Below are 17,110 nucleotides of genomic sequence, written 5' to 3' on the forward strand. Positions count from 1 at the left end.
TTTAGGTGGTGGGTATGGTTGATCGTGTAGAAGCATCAAAGAATTTAGAAGTGTTAAAAGCAAATCAATCACGCTTGATGAACTACAACCATTTGTATTCAAGTTATGCATTTCGCCAAGACTGCGGTGCTGAGTTGAGAAAGATTGGTAAGCAGATCGCAAGCATAGAAGAATTACTTCATGAGAAGCCCAAAACGACTCGCTGAAATTAGAAAGCTACCGTGTGTGCGGTGTGGCAATCCAAACTCACAAGCAGCCCACAGTAATTCGGCAAAGCATGGCAAAGGGCGTGGAATCAAAAGTTCAGATGCATTCACCGTGCCGTTATGCCATTCATGCCACAGCCAATTTGATCAGTACAGGCTGGGCAATCCTGAGGAAAGTGAAAAGCTGTTTGAGCAGTGGTTGGTTAAGACTGAGTTGATGATGGGTAAAAGGGATGAAGAATACTTTTAAACTCGAACCCGCAACATTCGTCATTAAGTCATTTGAAGAAGTAGGCAAAACAATTGCCTACATGCATAAACATCACGCGAATGCGTTAAGTGATGGCAAGCCGTTGGTTGTTCGGATCAATCAAAAAGAAGATGACCGGAGTAGAGCGCAGAATCGCTTGTATTGGATGTGGATGAGTCAGTGGGCCAAGCGTCAAGGCACAGATAAGGAATACGAGCACTTGTATTTTAAGAAACGCATGCTTGCTCGGATTTATGCGCGTGATGATGTTGGACAATACAGAGCCACGTTTGCCGCTGTGACGGTGCTGCGAGAGCAAAAGCATCCGATGTATCAGCAAGTGGCAGATGGGTTAAATGAGCTAATTAGCACAAGGGATGCAACGGTAGATCAGTTCACTGAGTACCTGAATGACATTCATGCGTTTTGTAATAAACATGGGTGTTGGTTGAATACGCCTGATGATTTGATGTTTGCTTGGGAGATGAAGCATGGCGAACCTAACGCCTAAACAGCAAAGGTTTGTCGAAGAATACCTGATAGACCTGAATGCTACGCAAGCCGCGATTCGAGCGGGTTATAGTGAGAAGACTGCAAAGTCGATTGGTCAAGAAAACCTGACTAAACCTGACATTCAAAAAGCAATCGAAGAAGCGCAAAACAAACGCGCTGAACGCACTGAGATTACACAAGATTACGTGTTAAGCAATATTCAAAAAGTCATTGAACGCTGTATGCAGCAAGAAGCTGTTCAAGCAAGAGATGGTTCACCACTCTTAGTGCAAGGACCTGAGGGTGATTTAGCTTGTCTTTTTGAATTTAAGGAGACTGGTGCATTAAGAGGTTTGGAGTTGCTTGGCAAGCACTTGGGCATGTTTAAAGACAAAATTGAGCATTCAGGCGACCCAAACAACCCAATCAATATGAGTTTGAAGGTGGTATTCGAAGATGATGGAGAAGCGAGTACCGAGTAGATTTAAACCGCTTTATACGCACCTAAAAAACAACAAACTATTTTACGTTTATCACGGTGGTCGTGGGGGTGGTAAGTCGTGGGAAATTGCAGACTTTCTACTGATCGAAGGCGCAAAACAAAAGCATCGCATTCTTTGTTGTCGTGAAGTGCAAAAGTCAATTAAACAGTCTGTTCACAAGCTCTTATCGGATCGCATTGCTGCATTAGGCTTGGGTCACTTCTATCAAATCTTAGAAACAGAAATACGTGGTATTAATGGCACTGAGTTTAGTTTTGCAGGCTTACTGAATCATACGGTTGAATCAGTTAAGTCATTCGAGGGTGCAACAATCACGTGGATCGAGGAAGCGCAGACAGTGAGTGCGTTCTCGTTGTCTATTTTGATTCCTACAGTTGTTCGTACCTTTAAGCCAATGGTTATCATGTCAATGAACCCAAAGCTGCCAAGTGACGCTGTTTATTCGCAATACGTGCTTGGTGAGCGTGACGACACGGTTGTGGTGCAGATTAATTACACAGACAACAGGGAATGCCCAGCCGAATTGATTGCACTAGCTGAACAGATGAAAGCCGATGACTATGATCAATATGAGCACATTTGGCTTGGTAAACCCAAAGAGATTGCAGATGGTGCAATCTACAAAGCTGAGTTTGAGCAGATCAAGCGCGAGAATCGTATTTGCAAAGTTCCGCATGATCCAAATTTACCTGTTTATACATCGTGGGACTTAGGGATTCTCGACCCCACAGCGATTTGGTTCTTCCAGATCTACGGTAAAGAAAAGCGCGCTATTGATCATTACGAGGCGAATAACGAGCCGTTGGCGCATTACGCTCGAATTCTTGATGAGAAAGCACGGAAGTTTGGTTATCGCTATGAAAAACACTTTGCGCCACATGACATTGCAGCACGTGACTTATCAAGCGGTGTAAGTCGTGAGCAAACTATGGCCACACTTGGCTATCGAATGAATAAAGGTGCAAGGCTTGGTGTTGAAGATCGCATTGAGGCAACTCGCCAATTCTTAAAAGACTGCTGGTTTGATGCTGAGAAATGCAAACACGGCATTCGGGCATTGCAGAACTATCGTCGTGAGTTCAACGACAAATTAGATCAATTCAAAGCAACACCAGTGCATGACTGGGCTTCACATAGTTCTGATGCATTTGGTGAAGGTGCTTTGAATATTAATAAGATGTGTGAGCCAACTAAATCAGCACCACCTCCGCCACCGCCGCGACAGAATTCTTGGATGGGATAAGATGCTAGATATTTTTATATTTTCAATAATCTTTATTATTTTTGCGCCCACAGCACTTTATTGTTTTGCGAAGACACTAGACGCATTACTGTTTGAAAATTCAGTTGTTAAGTTCTTGATGTTCTTTGTGCTCACATATTTGGTTGCAGTGTCCTTTATAGGAATTATTTATAAGCTTGGGTATGTGTCATGACTGAAGAAAATAAAGATTTACTCACTGAGATCATTAAATTTCGTGATGATGCGCAGAATTACTGGCAACCTATCTATAATCAAGGTCTAAAGGACAAGCGCTTTGTAACACTGAAAGGTGAGCAATGGGATAAAAAGGCGCTTGAACAACGTAAAGCACAAGGCAAGCCAACACTTGAAATTAATCTTGTCCGTACCTATGTGCAGCAGCAGATTAATACAATGCGTCAGAACCGACCACAAGCTAAAGTTGTACCGGTTGATAGTGGTGCTGACCCTGAAACAGCAAAAGTATTGGAAGGCCTAATCAAAGACGTTGAGGAAGCTTCAAACTTTGAGAATGCTTTAGATATTGCAGCAGCCAATCAAGTACATGCTGCGGTTGGTTTTTACCGCATTACGACTGATTACATCAATGAGAAGTCATTCAATCAAGAGCCGCAATTCAAATCTATCGAAAATCCTCAAGCTGTTCTAATTGATCCGCTATCAAGGTCCTTAGATGGATCCGATATGACCAAGGCTTTAGTTTGTGAGTGGGTCGATAAAGATCAGATCGCAAAAGATTACGGTGATGATGCTGTCTCAGATTTTGAGATGGATAAATCAGAAGAGTGGACAAATACAGACGACAACACTGTTTGTATTGCTGAATACTTCTATAAAGATGAAGTGAAAGACACACTCTTGATGCTTGAAGATGGTTCAACTGAGTTTAAGTCTGTTTTGCTTAAGCAATGGACGGAAGATGATTTAAAACAGCTCACAGTGAATGAGCGTGAAACCACACGCACCGAAATCAAATGGGCCAAAGTATCAGGCGTTAAGATTTTAGAAACAGGTGTTTTTCCCGGTGAATACATTCCAATCTTTCCTGTTTATGGCGAAGTGACTTGGGTCGAAAATAAGCGCCATGTTTTTTCATTGGTTCATTTTGCAAAAGATGCACAGCGACTATTCAACTATTGGAAGTCTACTGAAGCGCATATCTTGCAGAAAAACCAAGATGAAATGACGATTGTGGATGATCGTGGTATTGCTGGTTTTGAAGAGTGGCAGAATCCATCGGGTGCAGCTTACCTTCGATTCAAGGCAACTGATGACAATGGCAATCAGATTCCATACCCGACCAAGTTGGGCGCAGCAGCTCCACCAGTGGGTATTCTGAATGCCTCAGAAAATGCCAAGACGCTTATCCCTGATATTCTGAATATGCATGCTCCACAAATGGGGCAAGATGTTAATCAACAATCAGGTGTTGCAATCGGTTTGCTGCAGCGTCAATCAGATACAGCGCAATTTCACTTTCAAGACAACTTAAACAAAACGATTCGTCATTCAGCGCGAGTATTGGTTGGTTTATTCCCAATTCTTTATGACACTGAAATGGTGCGTCGGATTGTTGGTGCGGATGGTGATAGTGAGCTTGTACGTTTGAATGCTGTACCGCAAACACCTGATGAGCAGACACGTGCAATTAACGGTATTCTGAACGATATGTCGATTGGTCGTTTTGACATTCGCATGGACACTGGCCCAAGTTTCAATACGCAGCGTGAGCAGTCATTTGCATTAATGATGCAGCTTGTACAAAGCAATCCAGCACTATTCAATTTGGTTGCTGACTTGATTGTGATTAATTCACCGTTACTGAATGCGAAAGAAATTGCTGAACGTGTGAAAATGCTTGTACCGGCTCAAGCACTTGGTAAAGACAAGATTGATCCTGAGCAAGCCAAAGCGCAAATTGCACAGCTTGACCAGCTTGTACAGAAAATGACAGCCGACTTGGAAGCATTACAAGGTCAATTGAATGACAAGAATGCTGAGCGCAATGTGGAAATCTTCAAAGCTGAATTACAAGCTCAGAAGGATATTCAGGTTGCACAGATTAATGCTGCAAGCCGTGCAGATGTGCAAGAGCTTCGAGGTGTTGTGGATCTAATTAAACAAAATATAAATTGGCAAAACACACCGCCAAATTGGACAGAACAAGGCGAGGGTGTGGACAGTTACGCACCAAGCCAACCGATTTTACCGCAGTCTGATGGATTTGAGTCGCCACCAGATATGACGCAAACAAGCTTACAAGACCCTGCCGCTGAGCAGGGTTTTTTAATGCCTGAAGAAAGTGCTCAAGAACAATTCGCTCCTGAAATTAGCCAATTCGGGGAAAGCGCTACGGCTGAAAACGGTGGAATACCACTATTGGAGAACTTAGATGATGGACAATTCTGAAACTCACGACAACGTTGAAACCGCCGCAACGGAAAATACAGGTGCTGAAAGTCAAGAGACTAAAGAATGGGGTGAAGGCGACAAAGGTACTGAAACACAGGTAAAAGAGGAAACTCAAGAGCCTGAAAAAGCAGAACCTGAGAAGCCGAAGAAAAATCGTGCTCAAGAACGTATTGAGCAGTTAGCGCGTGAAAACGCTGAACTCAAGCGCTGGCGTTCAGAGCAAGAAACAAAAGCAAAAGTTTCAGAAATCAAACGTCCTGTGATCGATGATTTTGAAGACTTCGGGAAGTATGAAGAAGCACTTGAGCAATATCACATTGATAAAGCTGAAGAACGTGTACTTGCCAAGCTTGATGAGCGTGAAAGCAGCAAATCGCAAGAAGCCAAACAAGTTGAAATGCAAACAGCAATTGCTGAACTAGAAGAACAAGGTATTGATTTTAATACCTATGCTCAGAAGGCAGAAGCTTTGCCACAGCTACCAATTCAGCTCGATCAGTTTGGCTTGTCAGCTGTAGACACATTGAAGCTTGCTAAAGATTTGCTGGACGATGAAGATACCTATATTGCTCTCTCGCAGATGAACCAAGTTCAAGCAGCAATGAAGATCGGCCAGATCATCGAAAGCAAAAAGACTAAAACCCCGCCTTCTGTCAGTAAAGCTCCAAAACCAATCAATCCAGTAAAAGCGAATGCTCCAGCTGCTCGAGACCCATCACAAATGAGTGATGACGAGTGGTATGCAGCACGTCGAAAGCAAGCGAAATAAGGAAAAGTAAATCATGGCGAATACCGTTTTAACACATCAAATGATTGCACGTGAAGCAGCGGCAATTTTAGAAGAAGAAGCACCATTTTTAGCGAATATTAATAAAGGTCGCAAAGAAGAATTTGGCGCAGACAACCAAGGCTATAAAAAAGGTGGTGAGGTCACAATTAAAGTGCCAACAGCAGGCAAAGTGTTTGATGGTGCTGAGTTTGCCGAAGGTGGCGACGCAACAGATTTTAAAGAAGACAAAGTTACTTTAAGTCTTGATACTCAAAAGCACGTTGCCCTTGAATTTGGTGCAAAAGAAAAACTACTTGATATTACTGATTTCCGTGAACGTATTTTACGCCCTCAGATTCAGACATTATCCTCTGTGGTTGAAGCAGACCTATTGCAGCGTGCATATAAAGCGACTTCAAACACTGTGGCACTTGGCACAGGCTATGAAGGTTTAGTGGATGCTCGCAATAAACTAAACCAATTCTTAACACCATCAGGTCAGCGCTCTGCGATTGTATCAGGCAAGGCGAACAAGAAAATCTCGACCGAAGTTGCGAAGTTGTTCAATCCTACGCAAACGTCTGACAAAGCTTATTTACAGGGCTTTGTAGGTAAATCGGCAGGCTTTGATATCTTTGAGCATCAATCTACACCTGTGCATACTGCAAATGGTACAGCGGCAACAATCACAACCGCAGGTGCAAACCAATCAGGTGATGTGATTAAGCTTAAAGCAGGCACGGCAGGCACGTTACTTAAAGGCACAATCTTCACGATTGCAGGCATTTATGCCGTTCATCCGCTAACCGGTTTAACTACTGGTGATTTGCAACAATTCGTTGTTCGTGCTGATACAACTGTGGCGACCACTGCAACAGATGTGCCAATTTACCCTGCAATCTCCGCATCACAACCAGGTCAAACAGTAACAGCATTGGCGGCTGATGGTGTTGTGGCAACGGTAGTATCTGTGGCGGGTAACCAAAACCTCGCATTCCATAAAGATGCGTTTACAGCTGCGTTTGCTCCGCTGGGTGTGTTGGCGGGCTGTGAAGGTTATACAGCACGTATGCCAAACGGTATGTCAATCCGTGTGATGACCTTCGGTGACGGTAAATCTGACTCCGAAGGCACTCGTATTGATGTCTTGTACGGTTTTGCTGCGGTACGTGGCAATCACGCTGTTCGTATTACTGAATAATCTAAACCCATGACAACACATGCCCCTTAATTGGGGCGTTGTCATTTTTGGGGTAATGAAATTGAGCGATCTTGATCAAATTTTTGTTCCAAAAGGAACATTAATCCATATTGACGGCATGCCTTTTGAAATCAAAGAAGATACTTATGTACTTGGTTTTAATGAGAATGCGAAACTTACAACACAACTAAGAATTGGTGCGAAAGATGACAAGCGAAAAACAAATTGAACAAGAAATTCAAGACAAAGGCTTAAATGCGCCACGATTAACGCCTGATCTTATTGATTCTAAAATTAAAGGCATTTATTACTCGAATCCGTTACAAGGTGTTAGTCCAGAAACAGCTATGAATGAAGGTACATACCAAAATTTACGATGCCTTACTTTCTGTACTATTGTTCTTGAAAATGGATTTACAGTTACTGGTGAGTCTGCATGTGCAAGTCCTGAAAATTTCGATGCTGAAATTGGTCGAAAGATTGCTTATGAAAATGCTCGAAACAAAATTTGGATGCTTGAAGGTTATCTTCTGAAAGAAAAATTACATCAAGCCAACTTGGATGAACAATTTTAAGGTGAAGCCATGAGTCAAGAATACCCAAAAATGCTCTATTCGGGCGACAAAGAAAGCTATTCAAGCCGCATCATTCACACGGCTGAAGAAGAACAGCAATTCCGCGAAATTGGCCTGCAAGATTATGCGGATCTCCCTAATCCTGAGCCGGAAGTCGAAGAAGTCGCAACAGGTGAAACACCACAAGGTTTTGTGACCACTGAGCAATTTGATGCTGTGGCAGAGCGTTTAGCTGCTGCTGAATCGGAAATTGAGCGCTTAAAACAGGCTAGCGCACCAGCGACTAATGATGGTGTTGTAAACACAAACGCAGTGGACTACAGCAATCTAAGTCGCGATGAGCTTCGTACTTTGATTGTTGAGCAAGGTAAATCCTACAAGCAAAACGACACAATCCCGCAATTAATTGCAATTTTGGAATCTTGATCTATGAACGTCAGCAAACTTATTGAACTATCACTTAAGCAATTGGGTGTGCTAGCAGCGGGTGAAAATGCCGAAGCGAATGAGATTGCTGACGCAGTGGATTCTCTCCGTGGCTTACTTGCACAGTGGGCCACGGAACGTCTTTTTATTTATAAAGTGCAGCCGGTTACTGTGGATTTACACGGTGTTGGTACATATACGCTAAATGAAACGATTCAATCTCTATCAGATCACGCCAAGCTTGATGATGCAGATATCTTGATGATTCGTGACTTGAATAACACAGGCACATATATTCCAGTTGTCTACACCGAGCAGCAACCTTTCTGGAAATTCCAAGTATTAGAAGATGCGAAAAAATTAGAAATTAACGCTTATGTGCTGCCAACTGAGCTTGAATCATTCGATGAAATTGAGCTACCTACAAAATACGAACGACCATTAATTTTAAGTCTTGCGTTAGAAATTGCACCAATGTTTGGCGTGGAGCCAAGCGCACTTTTGATTCGCAACCAAGCAAGCGCAATTGATCTTCTAAAGCGCAGCAATTCAACTCCACTTTATGTAATCAATGATTTACCCGTGGGGGTGCGCTATGGCTGTCACTACTGATCGAATTTGATACAATAAATCTGCGGATAGGGTCGCTCCTGAAAGGCATTTTACCTGAATGCTTTCCGCACTTAATCTCAGGTATTTGCAGAGGTGCAAAATGCAATATCCAGAAATAGATAAAGAGCTTATTGGTAAAAAAATAGTATCTATACGTAGCCAAGAAAAAAGAGTTTTTATAGCAACAAGCATAAGTGAGCACGAAGTTGAAGGGCACACAAACTCAGGTGGGTCTACATGGATTTATCTTGGTATTAGTGATGTTCGCTTAGCCACACAAGAAGAAATACAAAGAGGTGAGCGCTTCCACGGCTCATGTCCCCATAAGTATAGATCGTATTTTGAAATAATGAAAAAGCAGCATATACCACATGAATATCAGGAATACGCAACAGACTTTTCAAAACCCTGCATGATGAGTGTAAATGCTTGGGTTTGTGACTGGTGTGGTCAGCACATTGATCGAGATACTAACGAGGTTTTAAAACCCGCTATACGTTAAAAACCAAGTTTTTAAAAAGCTCAGACCTAAATCTGGGCTTTTTTATTGGGCAAAATTTATGAATATTATCGACATTCCAATCGTCGGGCCGTCATATCATTTAAAAGATTGGTCGATTGACTGCCAGCGCACATTAAACCTATATCCGCAAGCAGTGGAAAGCGGTACCGCGCCACAAGTTTCAGCACTACTACCGACTGAAGGTCTAACCAAGTTATTTGAATTTGTTGGTGAGTCACAGCAATATGCAGCTAAAGTTCGCGGTTTGTATGCGCTTAATGACCGTGTTTTGGTTGTTGTATCAATGCGCCTTGTGGTTATTCAAGACGGCCAGTGGCGTGATATTGGCTATCTGCGTGGACTTGATAAAGTCACTTTTGCTGATAACGGCCTTGAAGTGTTTATGACTGGTAATGATGAGTATGGATTTACAGGTCATGTCTACAATATTGCCGATGATTCACTAACTGAAATTTTAGTGGATGATGGTTCAACTGAAGATGGTAATGGATTCTTTGGGGCATCAACTGTCACTTTCCTGGATGCACGTTTCATCTGGACTGTGCCAAACACAGGGCAGATTCAATGGTCGGGATTGCTAACACATGAAACAGATGCACTGAGCTACGCTACAGCCGAAAGCCGAAGCGATAATTTAATCCGGGTAATTGCAAACAATGGCATGCTTTGGTTGATTGGTGAAAAGACAACAGAAGTTTGGATTTCCACAGGCGATAAAGATGCGCCTTTTGTGCGGCAATCTGGTGCATATATGCCTACTGGCTGTATTGCAAAAGACAGCATTGTTGAGTTTGGATCGAGCTTGATTTGGTTATCTCAAACAGACTTTGGTGCCAACCAAGTGGTGATGACGCAAGGTTATCAAACAGTCCGTATTAGCAATCACGCACTTGAATCCGCATTAGCACGATATGAAAGCACCGAAGATGCTTATGCGTGGTCATATCAACGTGAAGGGCATGCCTTTTACGTGATTTCATTCCCAACAGATCGTAAAACATGGTGTTATGACGCATCAACTCAAATGTGGCACGAGCGTAGTTGGTATAACACTGACAATTCAAATCACGAACATCACCGAGCATACTGCCACTGTTACTTCAAAGGGCAGCACTTAGTTGGAGATCGTGAATTTCCATACATTTACAAACTTGATGCTGATGCTGAAACCGATAATGGTGCTGTAATTATTCGCGAGCGCACAACACCATGTGTAAGCCCGCAAGGCAGTCGCTTGATCTTTGATGAGGTGGAATTGATCTGCCAAGTTGGGCAAGACAATAACACCAAGCCAACCGTAATGCTTGATTGGTCGGATGATCGTGGAAAAACATGGTCCAATGATCGAATAACCGAAATAGCTAATGATATTGGCGCAATTGGTGAATATGAGAAACGCGTAATTTTCCGTCGTCTAGGCCAATCTTTTGGTCGCGTATTTCGGGTTCGTATGACGGATGCAGGGCGATTAATTATTCTTGGCGCAAAGGCAAAAATACGATGACAGTTAAAGTACCCAAGGTTACACAGGTACCAATGCAACAACCAATTTCGCAAAATAATTACATGCACCCTGTTTGGGTGCTTTTTTTTGAGTCATTAGCGAAAGTTGCGAATGAAAACGCTGTGTTTTCAATGCAAAAAATGAGTGGCGAGATTAATCAGGTTGGTGATGAGGTTTTACAGATCAACACCGATCTTACTGACATGAACGCATTAATTGCCGCTATCAACGCAAGTCTTCTTGGGGTTGATTCAAACATCTTAAATTTACAAAGTGCTGTATCTCAACTTCAAAACCAATTACAAGCCCTAACGGTGCGAGTTGAAGCATTGGAGAATGCACCATGATCACAGTAATGCGTGAACATTGGGTCGACTGTATTGATGAGTTGATGCCGCTGTGTATTGAAGTTCACAACATTGATGAGCAGCAAACCTACGGATTGGAGCTTGATTTTGATCGAGACTTATATATTGAGTCCGAGGAAGCAAATCAACTTCATTGTTTGGTGATGCGTGAAAACGGAAAGGTTATTGGTTTTCATTGGATTACGATCAATCCTTTGGCTCGATTCAAAGGAAAAACACAAGCATGTACCGATGTGATTTTTGTTTTACCAAAGTACCGCCGATATTCAAATTTACTTATTCAATGTAGTGATCGATATATCAAAGAGCAAGGTTGTTATATGTGGGCATTAGCCACACTAGATGACTGCTATCGTGGCGCAGTGTGGGAGCGTAAAGGCTTCAAAAAAGCTGAAACTATCTTTATGAAAAAGGTGTGATATGTCAAAAGTCATTGGTTCTATTACTGGAGCAAACAAGCAGGCAAAAGCTGCAACTCAAGCAGCAAATACACAATACAAAGCATCACAAGAATCAAACGCCCTACAAAAAGAAATGTTTGATGAGGTGCGTGCTGATCAAAAACCATATATGCAAGCAGGAACTCAAGCCCTTGGTGGCTTATTAGGTTTAGCTGGGCTTAATGGTGCTGATACATCTCAATTATTGCAGCAAGATCCAAGTTATCAATTTCGTTTAAATCAAGGTCTTGATAGCGTTCAATCGGGTGCTGCAGCTCAAGGTGGCTTGCTAAGTGGTGCTACTCAAAAAGCTCTAAATAATTACGGTCAAAACTTTGCAAGCCAAGAGTACGGCAATGCCTACAACCGCCTTTCAAGCCTTGTGGGTATGGGGCAAAACGCAGCAGCGGGTGTTGGCAATGCAGGTATGCAAACAGCTCAAGCGGTGGCGAATAACACTATGGCAGGGGCGAATGCTGTGGCTGCGGGGCAGGTTGCTGCAGGCAACCGAACAGCTAATAATTTTAGCTCCATGTTAGGTCTTGCCAAAACAGCAGCGGGCTTTATGGGCGGCGGAATGATTTAAAGGTGACTTATGATTGATCCAAGTATTATTATGCGCGGCGCAGAACGCGCACAGTTGCAACAGCAACAAAATATGGAGGCTCTAGGCGAGCTTGGTGGGAGCTTTGGAAAATTGGTTTTAGGTCGTCGCATCAACCAGATGCAGCAACTTAAGCCTGAGGAGCGTCAAGCGTTTGCAAATAACTCAATTTTCTCCACACAGTTAAACGCTCAACTAAAAGCGGATGCTGCAGCTCAAGAAAAAGCAATGTATGACCGCTTAAAAACGGAAGCTGAAATTTCTAAAATTGGCAGCGAGGCGTACAAAAACAACCAACAGGGCGGCGGCTATGCTTTGGATAATTCAGGTAAAAAATTGGGTGCCATTCAAGGAGCTTTTCAACAAGCATCATTGACTGGTGATAAAGCTCAAGTGTTGCTTGGATTAAACGGCTTAGTTCGCACAGGCATGATAAGTTCAGAAGACTACCAAGCACAATCAGCTATCGTTAATGCAATGAATCCTGATGAGCTTAAGCAATATGCAGGCGGTATCAATTTTGCTAATGCGAAAGATCCAGCAGCGCTTCAGTATCAATCTGCCGATAATGCTGCGAATAATGCTCAGTCAGATATTAATAATCAGCGCACCACAAATGCATCGATTTATTCAACAGACGTTGGTGCAAGTACGGCTGATAAAAACCGTGCGGAGCAACATCGACAATTCGATGCAAATTTATATGTTCAGCAAAACAAGCCTTTAGACTACTTTACTGCCGCAGACGGTACTCGATACGCTGTTTATGCTAATGGGCAAGGTATTCCAGTTTCAGGCCCGAGTGGTGCGCCAGTTAAAGCTCAACAAGCAGGTGCAATGAATTCTACGATTCAAGGTGCGATTTTAGACACTGACGATAAAGTGTCATCTACTAAGAACGCTATTACCAACTTAAAGGACGCTCTTAAATACAGCGAAAAAGCATACGATGGCATTGGTGCTGCACAGCGGGCAACTGCACGCGGGCTCTTTGGTGAGGATGAGCGAGCTACAGCTACCACTATGCTTGATAACATTGTGACTGGTAATGCTTTAGAGATGCTAAAATCTACATTTGGGGCAGCACCAACTGAGGGTGAGCGAGCCATCTTGCTTCAATTGCAAGGTTCCGCAAATCTACCTAGAGCGCAACGTGAAGCGATTTACACGCGGGCAATTCAAATGGCTGAGGCTCGACTTGCTTCTAATCAACAGAAAGCAGCTGATTTGCGTAGTGGCACGTATTTTTCGCAACAGCAACAAGGCATCCCGTATGCGAATGCGGGGCAGCAATCACAAAGCACATTTAATCTCTTTGATTAATTTATATGCTATATTTCCCTCATTACGGTGGGGGATATTATGTTTAAAATTATTAGCACATGGATAATAAGCATTGTTTTGTTTCTTTTGGTTGCTTGGTTTTTAACATGGTTGCATGGTTTTTTTGGCGGCAGTGTTTTTTTGATAGTCGTCTTAATACTGTTGCTTGAGCGATATATTAATCGAGTAGAGAAGCAGCTTAATAGGCTGCAGGCAAGAAATATTGAGCTTGAAGAAAAGTGCAATAATCTCACCTGGCAGGTGCATGATATGAAAAATCAGATTAATGATAAGTTTTAGAAAGGGGTGGGCATGAAAAAATCATTATTAGCAGTAGCTCTTATGTGTGCAAGTTTCGGGATTTATGCGAACAGCAATTGCTATGGCAGTGACACTATGTACACATGCACAGACTACAAAACAGGGAACACTCACCAAGTAACAAAGTTTGGTAATAATACTCAGGTTAATTCATATAACAGTCGCACTGGCTCACAATGGAGTCAAAATACACAAACTTACGGAAACCAATCATACACCAATGGTCGCGATCAGAACGGCAATACTTGGCGACACAATACAAACCAACTTGGTAATACTCAGTTTTACAATGGTAATGATAGTAAAGGTAATTACTACAATGGAAGCTGCAACCCTTACGGTGGATGCACAACCAATAGGTACGGACAGTAAAGTTTTAAAAACCCACTTCGGTGGGTTTTTTATTGCCTAAGGAAAAGTTATGGCGAAGCTATCGCAATTACAGCAAGCGTATGCAAACCCCAATATGCGCAAAATGTTGAATCTTATTGCAAGTTCTGAGGGTGTGAAACACGGTTACAACACACTATTCGGCAATCAGCAATTCAATAACCTGGGCGCACACCCAAATGTCCGTAAAGCATTTAAGCAAACTGATGGCACAACCAATCACACCACAGCCGCAGGACGATATCAATTCCTAAATAGCACTTGGAACAATCTAGCTAAGCAGTACGGCTTTCGTGATTTCTCCCCTCAATCTCAAGACTTGGGTGCAATTGCATTGATCGCAAGTCGTGGTGCTTTGGATGATGTGTTGCAAGGTAATTGGCAATCCGCAATCGGAAAGCTCGGCAAAGAGTGGGCATCACTACCAAGTTCCACGTATAAGCAGGGCAAACGCTCTTGGGATTTTGTTAACAAGCATCTAGGATCAAATATTCAACAAGGCAATCATCCTAAATTTGTAGATTTAAAGGCACTAGGGTACAAGCCGCAAACCACCCAACAAACGCAGCCGAATTTTGTAGATCTGCGAAAGCTAGGATATTCGGGCAATCCGCAGCAAAACACTCAACCGCAATTTGTGGATCTGAAAACACTTGGTTACAAGGGATAAATCATGTCTAGCGCAGAACTTAAAGCATTTATTGATAAAGCACAGTCCAGTGGTATGTCGGACATTAATATTTATCTTGCAATGATGGACAGCCCTAAATTTTCAAAAGGAATTAAAAAAGGCAATGATATGGGGATGACAAATCGCCAAATTGCCGCAGGGCTCGGCCTAAATATTCCAGAGCATCGAGCAGTAAACCCACGGCAAGAAGCAGAAAAAGAGCAGGCGAAAAAGGCGGGTAAAACACAGCCTTGGGAATCGGCATTACTTGGCGCATCAGACTTAGGTGCTGGTGTTGTACAAGGTTTTTCATACGCTGCGGATGGTATTAACAAAGGGATTAATAAGGTTGCAGGAACTAAGCTAGACACCAAATCTTATGATCGTTTCACCAAAGGGCGAAAAGACATTGAAAACTTTCATGAGTTACGCCGTCAAGAAAATGGACAGGGTTTTGATGGTTGGCGTTTGGGTGGTCAGATTGCTGCAACAGCACCTATGGCAGCTTTAGGCCGCGGCTATCAAGGGGCTAAAGTATTAAGCCAAGCAGGCGCAAAAGTTGCAGGGCATAATGCTCTAGTAGGTGCGGCTGTGGGTGGTGCAGGCTTTGCCGAGAATGCAGATAAGCGTCTTTCAAACACAGCACTCAGCGCAATAGGTGGTGCGGGTGGTGGTGCAATTGGTGAAAAATTAGGGCAAGGTGTGGCTAAGGCTGGAAATGCAATAAAAAACCAATCGGCACGTTTCTCTACTGAGCAGACTAACCGAATTCTGCAAAGTATTGACAATAAACTAGATGATGCACTCAAAACACAAGGGATGCGCTTAAGTGAACTGTCAGACGAAGTTGCTAATGGCTTGCGTAATGAAGCAAAAAAAGCAATACAAGCGGGCAAAGAGCTGAATCCTGAAGCAATTGCACGCAAGGTTGCACTTGAAAATGTTGGCATCAAAGGCACTCGCGCACAAATCACTGGCAATGCAAAACAGTGGCAGCAAGAAGCGGAATTGGCAAAAGTTCAAGGTGTGGGGGATGATCTGCGTGAAAAATTCATTTCTGACAACAAACAGCTCTCAGATTTATTGGACGAACAAATCACAGCAACTGGTGGAAAATCAGTAGATCAGTTTGGTGTAGGTAAAGATGCTGCTGAATCACTATTAGATCAACATGCATCGAATAAGCAGTTTGTGAAAGAAGCTTACAATGCGGCAAAAAACGCGCCTGGCAATGATGTTTTAATTAATGGGCAAGGCTTCTCAAGCGATGTTTTTACAGCATTGGATGATCAAGCGCTTGCCACTTTCCTACCTGCCGACATTCGCAATATCGTGAAGCAGATTAATGATAACCCGCAGTATTTCACGCTTAGAAAAGGTGAAGAGCTGATTAAGGTTTTAAACAATCATTACAAGTCATCAATGCAAATGGGGGAGCCAACCGCGACAACACATGCGCTTGGTGTGGTGCGACAAGCATTGCAAAATCGACAAGATGAAGCATTGCAAGGTTTGCTATCACAAGGCGGTAATGATGCTGCACAGCTTTATCAATTTGCACGTGAAGCGCATAAAGCAAACAAATCACTGCAAGCCCAAATGCCGATGCTGCAAGACGCTTTAAAACAACAAGCTAAAGGCAGTGTGAATTTTGATGATCTATATAAAAAGCATGTGCTGAATGGCAAAGTTGAGGAATTAACCCAAACTATTGAGGTGCTTAAAAACACCAATCCGCAAGCCATTGCAGATATTCAACAAGAAGTCATCAAGGATATTTCTGCAAAAGCGGTGAATGCGAATGGCCAGTTTAGTCCCGCAGGAATGAAACGCGCTTTGGATGCTCTGGGTGATCGAAAGTTGAATGTGATTTTTTCACCCGACCAAGTGAAACGCTTAAAGGATATTCGTCAAGCTGGGCATTATGCGGTGACACAACCAAACCACGCATACGTGAATAACTCAAATTCAGGCTCAGGTTTGGTTAATTATTTCGCCAAAATTATTGGTGCAATTGATGGTGTTGGTAAGCGCATTCCATTTGTGAGCAATGTTGTCACTGGGCCAATTAAACAAGCTGCACAGCACAACCAAGCAGCTCAAGCACTTAAAGGTGGATCGATTGCCACAAATACTACAAGTGCTGTAAATCCAGCTAGCTTGTCTTTAATAGAAAGACTCGCCCAAGCAGGCGTTCTAACCGGCGCAAACGATATGAAATAACCCTCTTCGGAGGGTTTTTTAATGGGTGAAATTC

Annotated in this window: 22 protein-coding genes; all 22 read left to right on the forward strand. The window is 42.8% G+C overall.

The genetic code is table 11. The features are described from left to right. The first annotated feature begins 14 nt into the window (after positions 1-14). The 22 genes from FTU02_RS00410 to FTU02_RS00515 all read left to right on the forward strand — a co-directional run bounded on the left by FTU02_RS00410 (position 15) and on the right by FTU02_RS00515 (position 17,076). A complete protein-coding gene (locus FTU02_RS00410) occupies positions 15-206 on the forward strand; it encodes a hypothetical protein (protein ID WP_180155214.1) in 192 nt (63 codons plus the stop codon). Next, positions 181-456, forward strand: a complete 276-nt coding sequence (locus FTU02_RS00415; RefSeq protein ID WP_180155216.1) for a DUF968 domain-containing protein — start codon at positions 181-183, stop codon at positions 454-456. The genes FTU02_RS00410 and FTU02_RS00415 overlap by 26 nt, the downstream gene beginning before the upstream one ends. Further along, the gene (locus FTU02_RS00420) at positions 440-967 is read left to right on the forward strand and encodes a hypothetical protein (protein WP_180155218.1); all 528 of its coding nucleotides are present in this window, start codon (positions 440-442) and stop codon (positions 965-967) included. The genes FTU02_RS00415 and FTU02_RS00420 overlap by 17 nt, the downstream gene beginning before the upstream one ends. Then, positions 948-1,430, forward strand: coding sequence for a terminase small subunit (locus FTU02_RS00425; protein WP_180155220.1), 483 nt, complete (start codon positions 948-950; stop codon positions 1,428-1,430). The genes FTU02_RS00420 and FTU02_RS00425 overlap by 20 nt, the downstream gene beginning before the upstream one ends. Next, on the forward strand, positions 1,405-2,694 hold the full coding sequence (locus tag FTU02_RS00430) for a PBSX family phage terminase large subunit (protein WP_180155222.1): 1,290 nt from the start codon (positions 1,405-1,407) through the stop codon (positions 2,692-2,694). Before FTU02_RS00425 ends, FTU02_RS00430 begins: the two co-directional genes overlap by 26 nt. Positions 2,695-2,883: 189 nt before the next feature. Continuing rightward, positions 2,884-5,124, forward strand: coding sequence for a portal protein (locus FTU02_RS00435; protein WP_180155224.1), 2,241 nt, complete (start codon positions 2,884-2,886; stop codon positions 5,122-5,124). After that, positions 5,108-5,896 carry a hypothetical protein gene (locus FTU02_RS00440; RefSeq protein ID WP_180155226.1) on the forward strand — a complete coding sequence of 263 codons (789 nt, stop codon included), beginning with the start codon at positions 5,108-5,110 and terminating at the stop codon, positions 5,894-5,896. The genes FTU02_RS00435 and FTU02_RS00440 overlap by 17 nt, the downstream gene beginning before the upstream one ends. 13 nt (positions 5,897-5,909) lie before the next feature. After that, positions 5,910-7,097 (forward strand): P22 phage major capsid protein family protein, encoded by a 1,188-nt coding sequence (locus FTU02_RS00445; RefSeq protein ID WP_180155228.1) that lies wholly within the window; start codon positions 5,910-5,912, stop codon positions 7,095-7,097. Between the two features lie 19 nt (positions 7,098-7,116). Further along, entirely contained in the window at positions 7,117-7,326 is a 210-nt protein-coding gene (locus tag FTU02_RS00450) for a hypothetical protein (RefSeq protein ID WP_180155231.1), read from the forward strand. Next, entirely contained in the window at positions 7,304-7,672 is a 369-nt protein-coding gene (locus tag FTU02_RS00455; RefSeq protein WP_180155233.1) for a Gp49 family protein, read from the forward strand. Before FTU02_RS00450 ends, FTU02_RS00455 begins: the two co-directional genes overlap by 23 nt. Positions 7,673-7,681: 9 nt before the next feature. After that, entirely contained in the window at positions 7,682-8,098 is a 417-nt protein-coding gene (locus FTU02_RS00460) for a hypothetical protein (protein ID WP_180155235.1), read from the forward strand. A 3-nt stretch (positions 8,099-8,101) separates the two neighbouring features. Next, positions 8,102-8,710: a hypothetical protein gene (locus FTU02_RS00465; RefSeq protein ID WP_180155237.1), complete on the forward strand. Its 609-nt coding sequence runs from the start codon at positions 8,102-8,104 to the stop codon at positions 8,708-8,710. Between the two features lie 100 nt (positions 8,711-8,810). Then, positions 8,811-9,212, forward strand: a complete 402-nt coding sequence (locus FTU02_RS00470) for a hypothetical protein (RefSeq protein WP_180155239.1) — start codon at positions 8,811-8,813, stop codon at positions 9,210-9,212. Between the two features lie 58 nt (positions 9,213-9,270). Beyond that, positions 9,271-10,737 (forward strand): packaged DNA stabilization protein, encoded by a 1,467-nt coding sequence (locus tag FTU02_RS00475; RefSeq protein WP_180155241.1) that lies wholly within the window; start codon positions 9,271-9,273, stop codon positions 10,735-10,737. Further along, positions 10,734-11,084 (forward strand): hypothetical protein, encoded by a 351-nt coding sequence (locus FTU02_RS00480; RefSeq protein WP_180155243.1) that lies wholly within the window; start codon positions 10,734-10,736, stop codon positions 11,082-11,084. The genes FTU02_RS00475 and FTU02_RS00480 overlap by 4 nt, the downstream gene beginning before the upstream one ends. Next, entirely contained in the window at positions 11,081-11,524 is a 444-nt protein-coding gene (locus tag FTU02_RS00485; RefSeq protein ID WP_180155245.1) for a GNAT family N-acetyltransferase, read from the forward strand. The genes FTU02_RS00480 and FTU02_RS00485 overlap by 4 nt, the downstream gene beginning before the upstream one ends. 1 nt (position 11,525) lies before the next feature. Continuing rightward, positions 11,526-12,131: a DNA transfer protein p32 gene (locus FTU02_RS00490; protein WP_180128963.1), complete on the forward strand. Its 606-nt coding sequence runs from the start codon at positions 11,526-11,528 to the stop codon at positions 12,129-12,131. Positions 12,132-12,140: 9 nt separating this feature from the next. Continuing rightward, positions 12,141-13,472, forward strand: coding sequence for a hypothetical protein (locus tag FTU02_RS00495; protein ID WP_180155247.1), 1,332 nt, complete (start codon positions 12,141-12,143; stop codon positions 13,470-13,472). Between the two features lie 39 nt (positions 13,473-13,511). Beyond that, positions 13,512-13,772: a hypothetical protein gene (locus FTU02_RS00500; protein ID WP_180155249.1), complete on the forward strand. Its 261-nt coding sequence runs from the start codon at positions 13,512-13,514 to the stop codon at positions 13,770-13,772. A 12-nt stretch (positions 13,773-13,784) separates the two neighbouring features. Continuing rightward, positions 13,785-14,165 carry a hypothetical protein gene (locus FTU02_RS00505; RefSeq protein WP_180155251.1) on the forward strand — a complete coding sequence of 127 codons (381 nt, stop codon included), beginning with the start codon at positions 13,785-13,787 and terminating at the stop codon, positions 14,163-14,165. A gap of 49 nt (positions 14,166-14,214) precedes the next feature. Further along, entirely contained in the window at positions 14,215-14,853 is a 639-nt protein-coding gene (locus tag FTU02_RS00510) for a glycoside hydrolase family 104 protein (protein ID WP_180155253.1), read from the forward strand. A 3-nt stretch (positions 14,854-14,856) separates the two neighbouring features. Beyond that, a complete protein-coding gene (locus tag FTU02_RS00515) occupies positions 14,857-17,076 on the forward strand; it encodes a hypothetical protein (RefSeq protein WP_218956140.1) in 2,220 nt (739 codons plus the stop codon). The last annotated feature ends 34 nt before the right edge of the window (positions 17,077-17,110 follow it).

Source organism: Acinetobacter sp. YH12045 (assembly GCF_013419925.1).
Lineage (GTDB): Bacteria > Pseudomonadota > Gammaproteobacteria > Pseudomonadales > Moraxellaceae > Acinetobacter > Acinetobacter amyesii.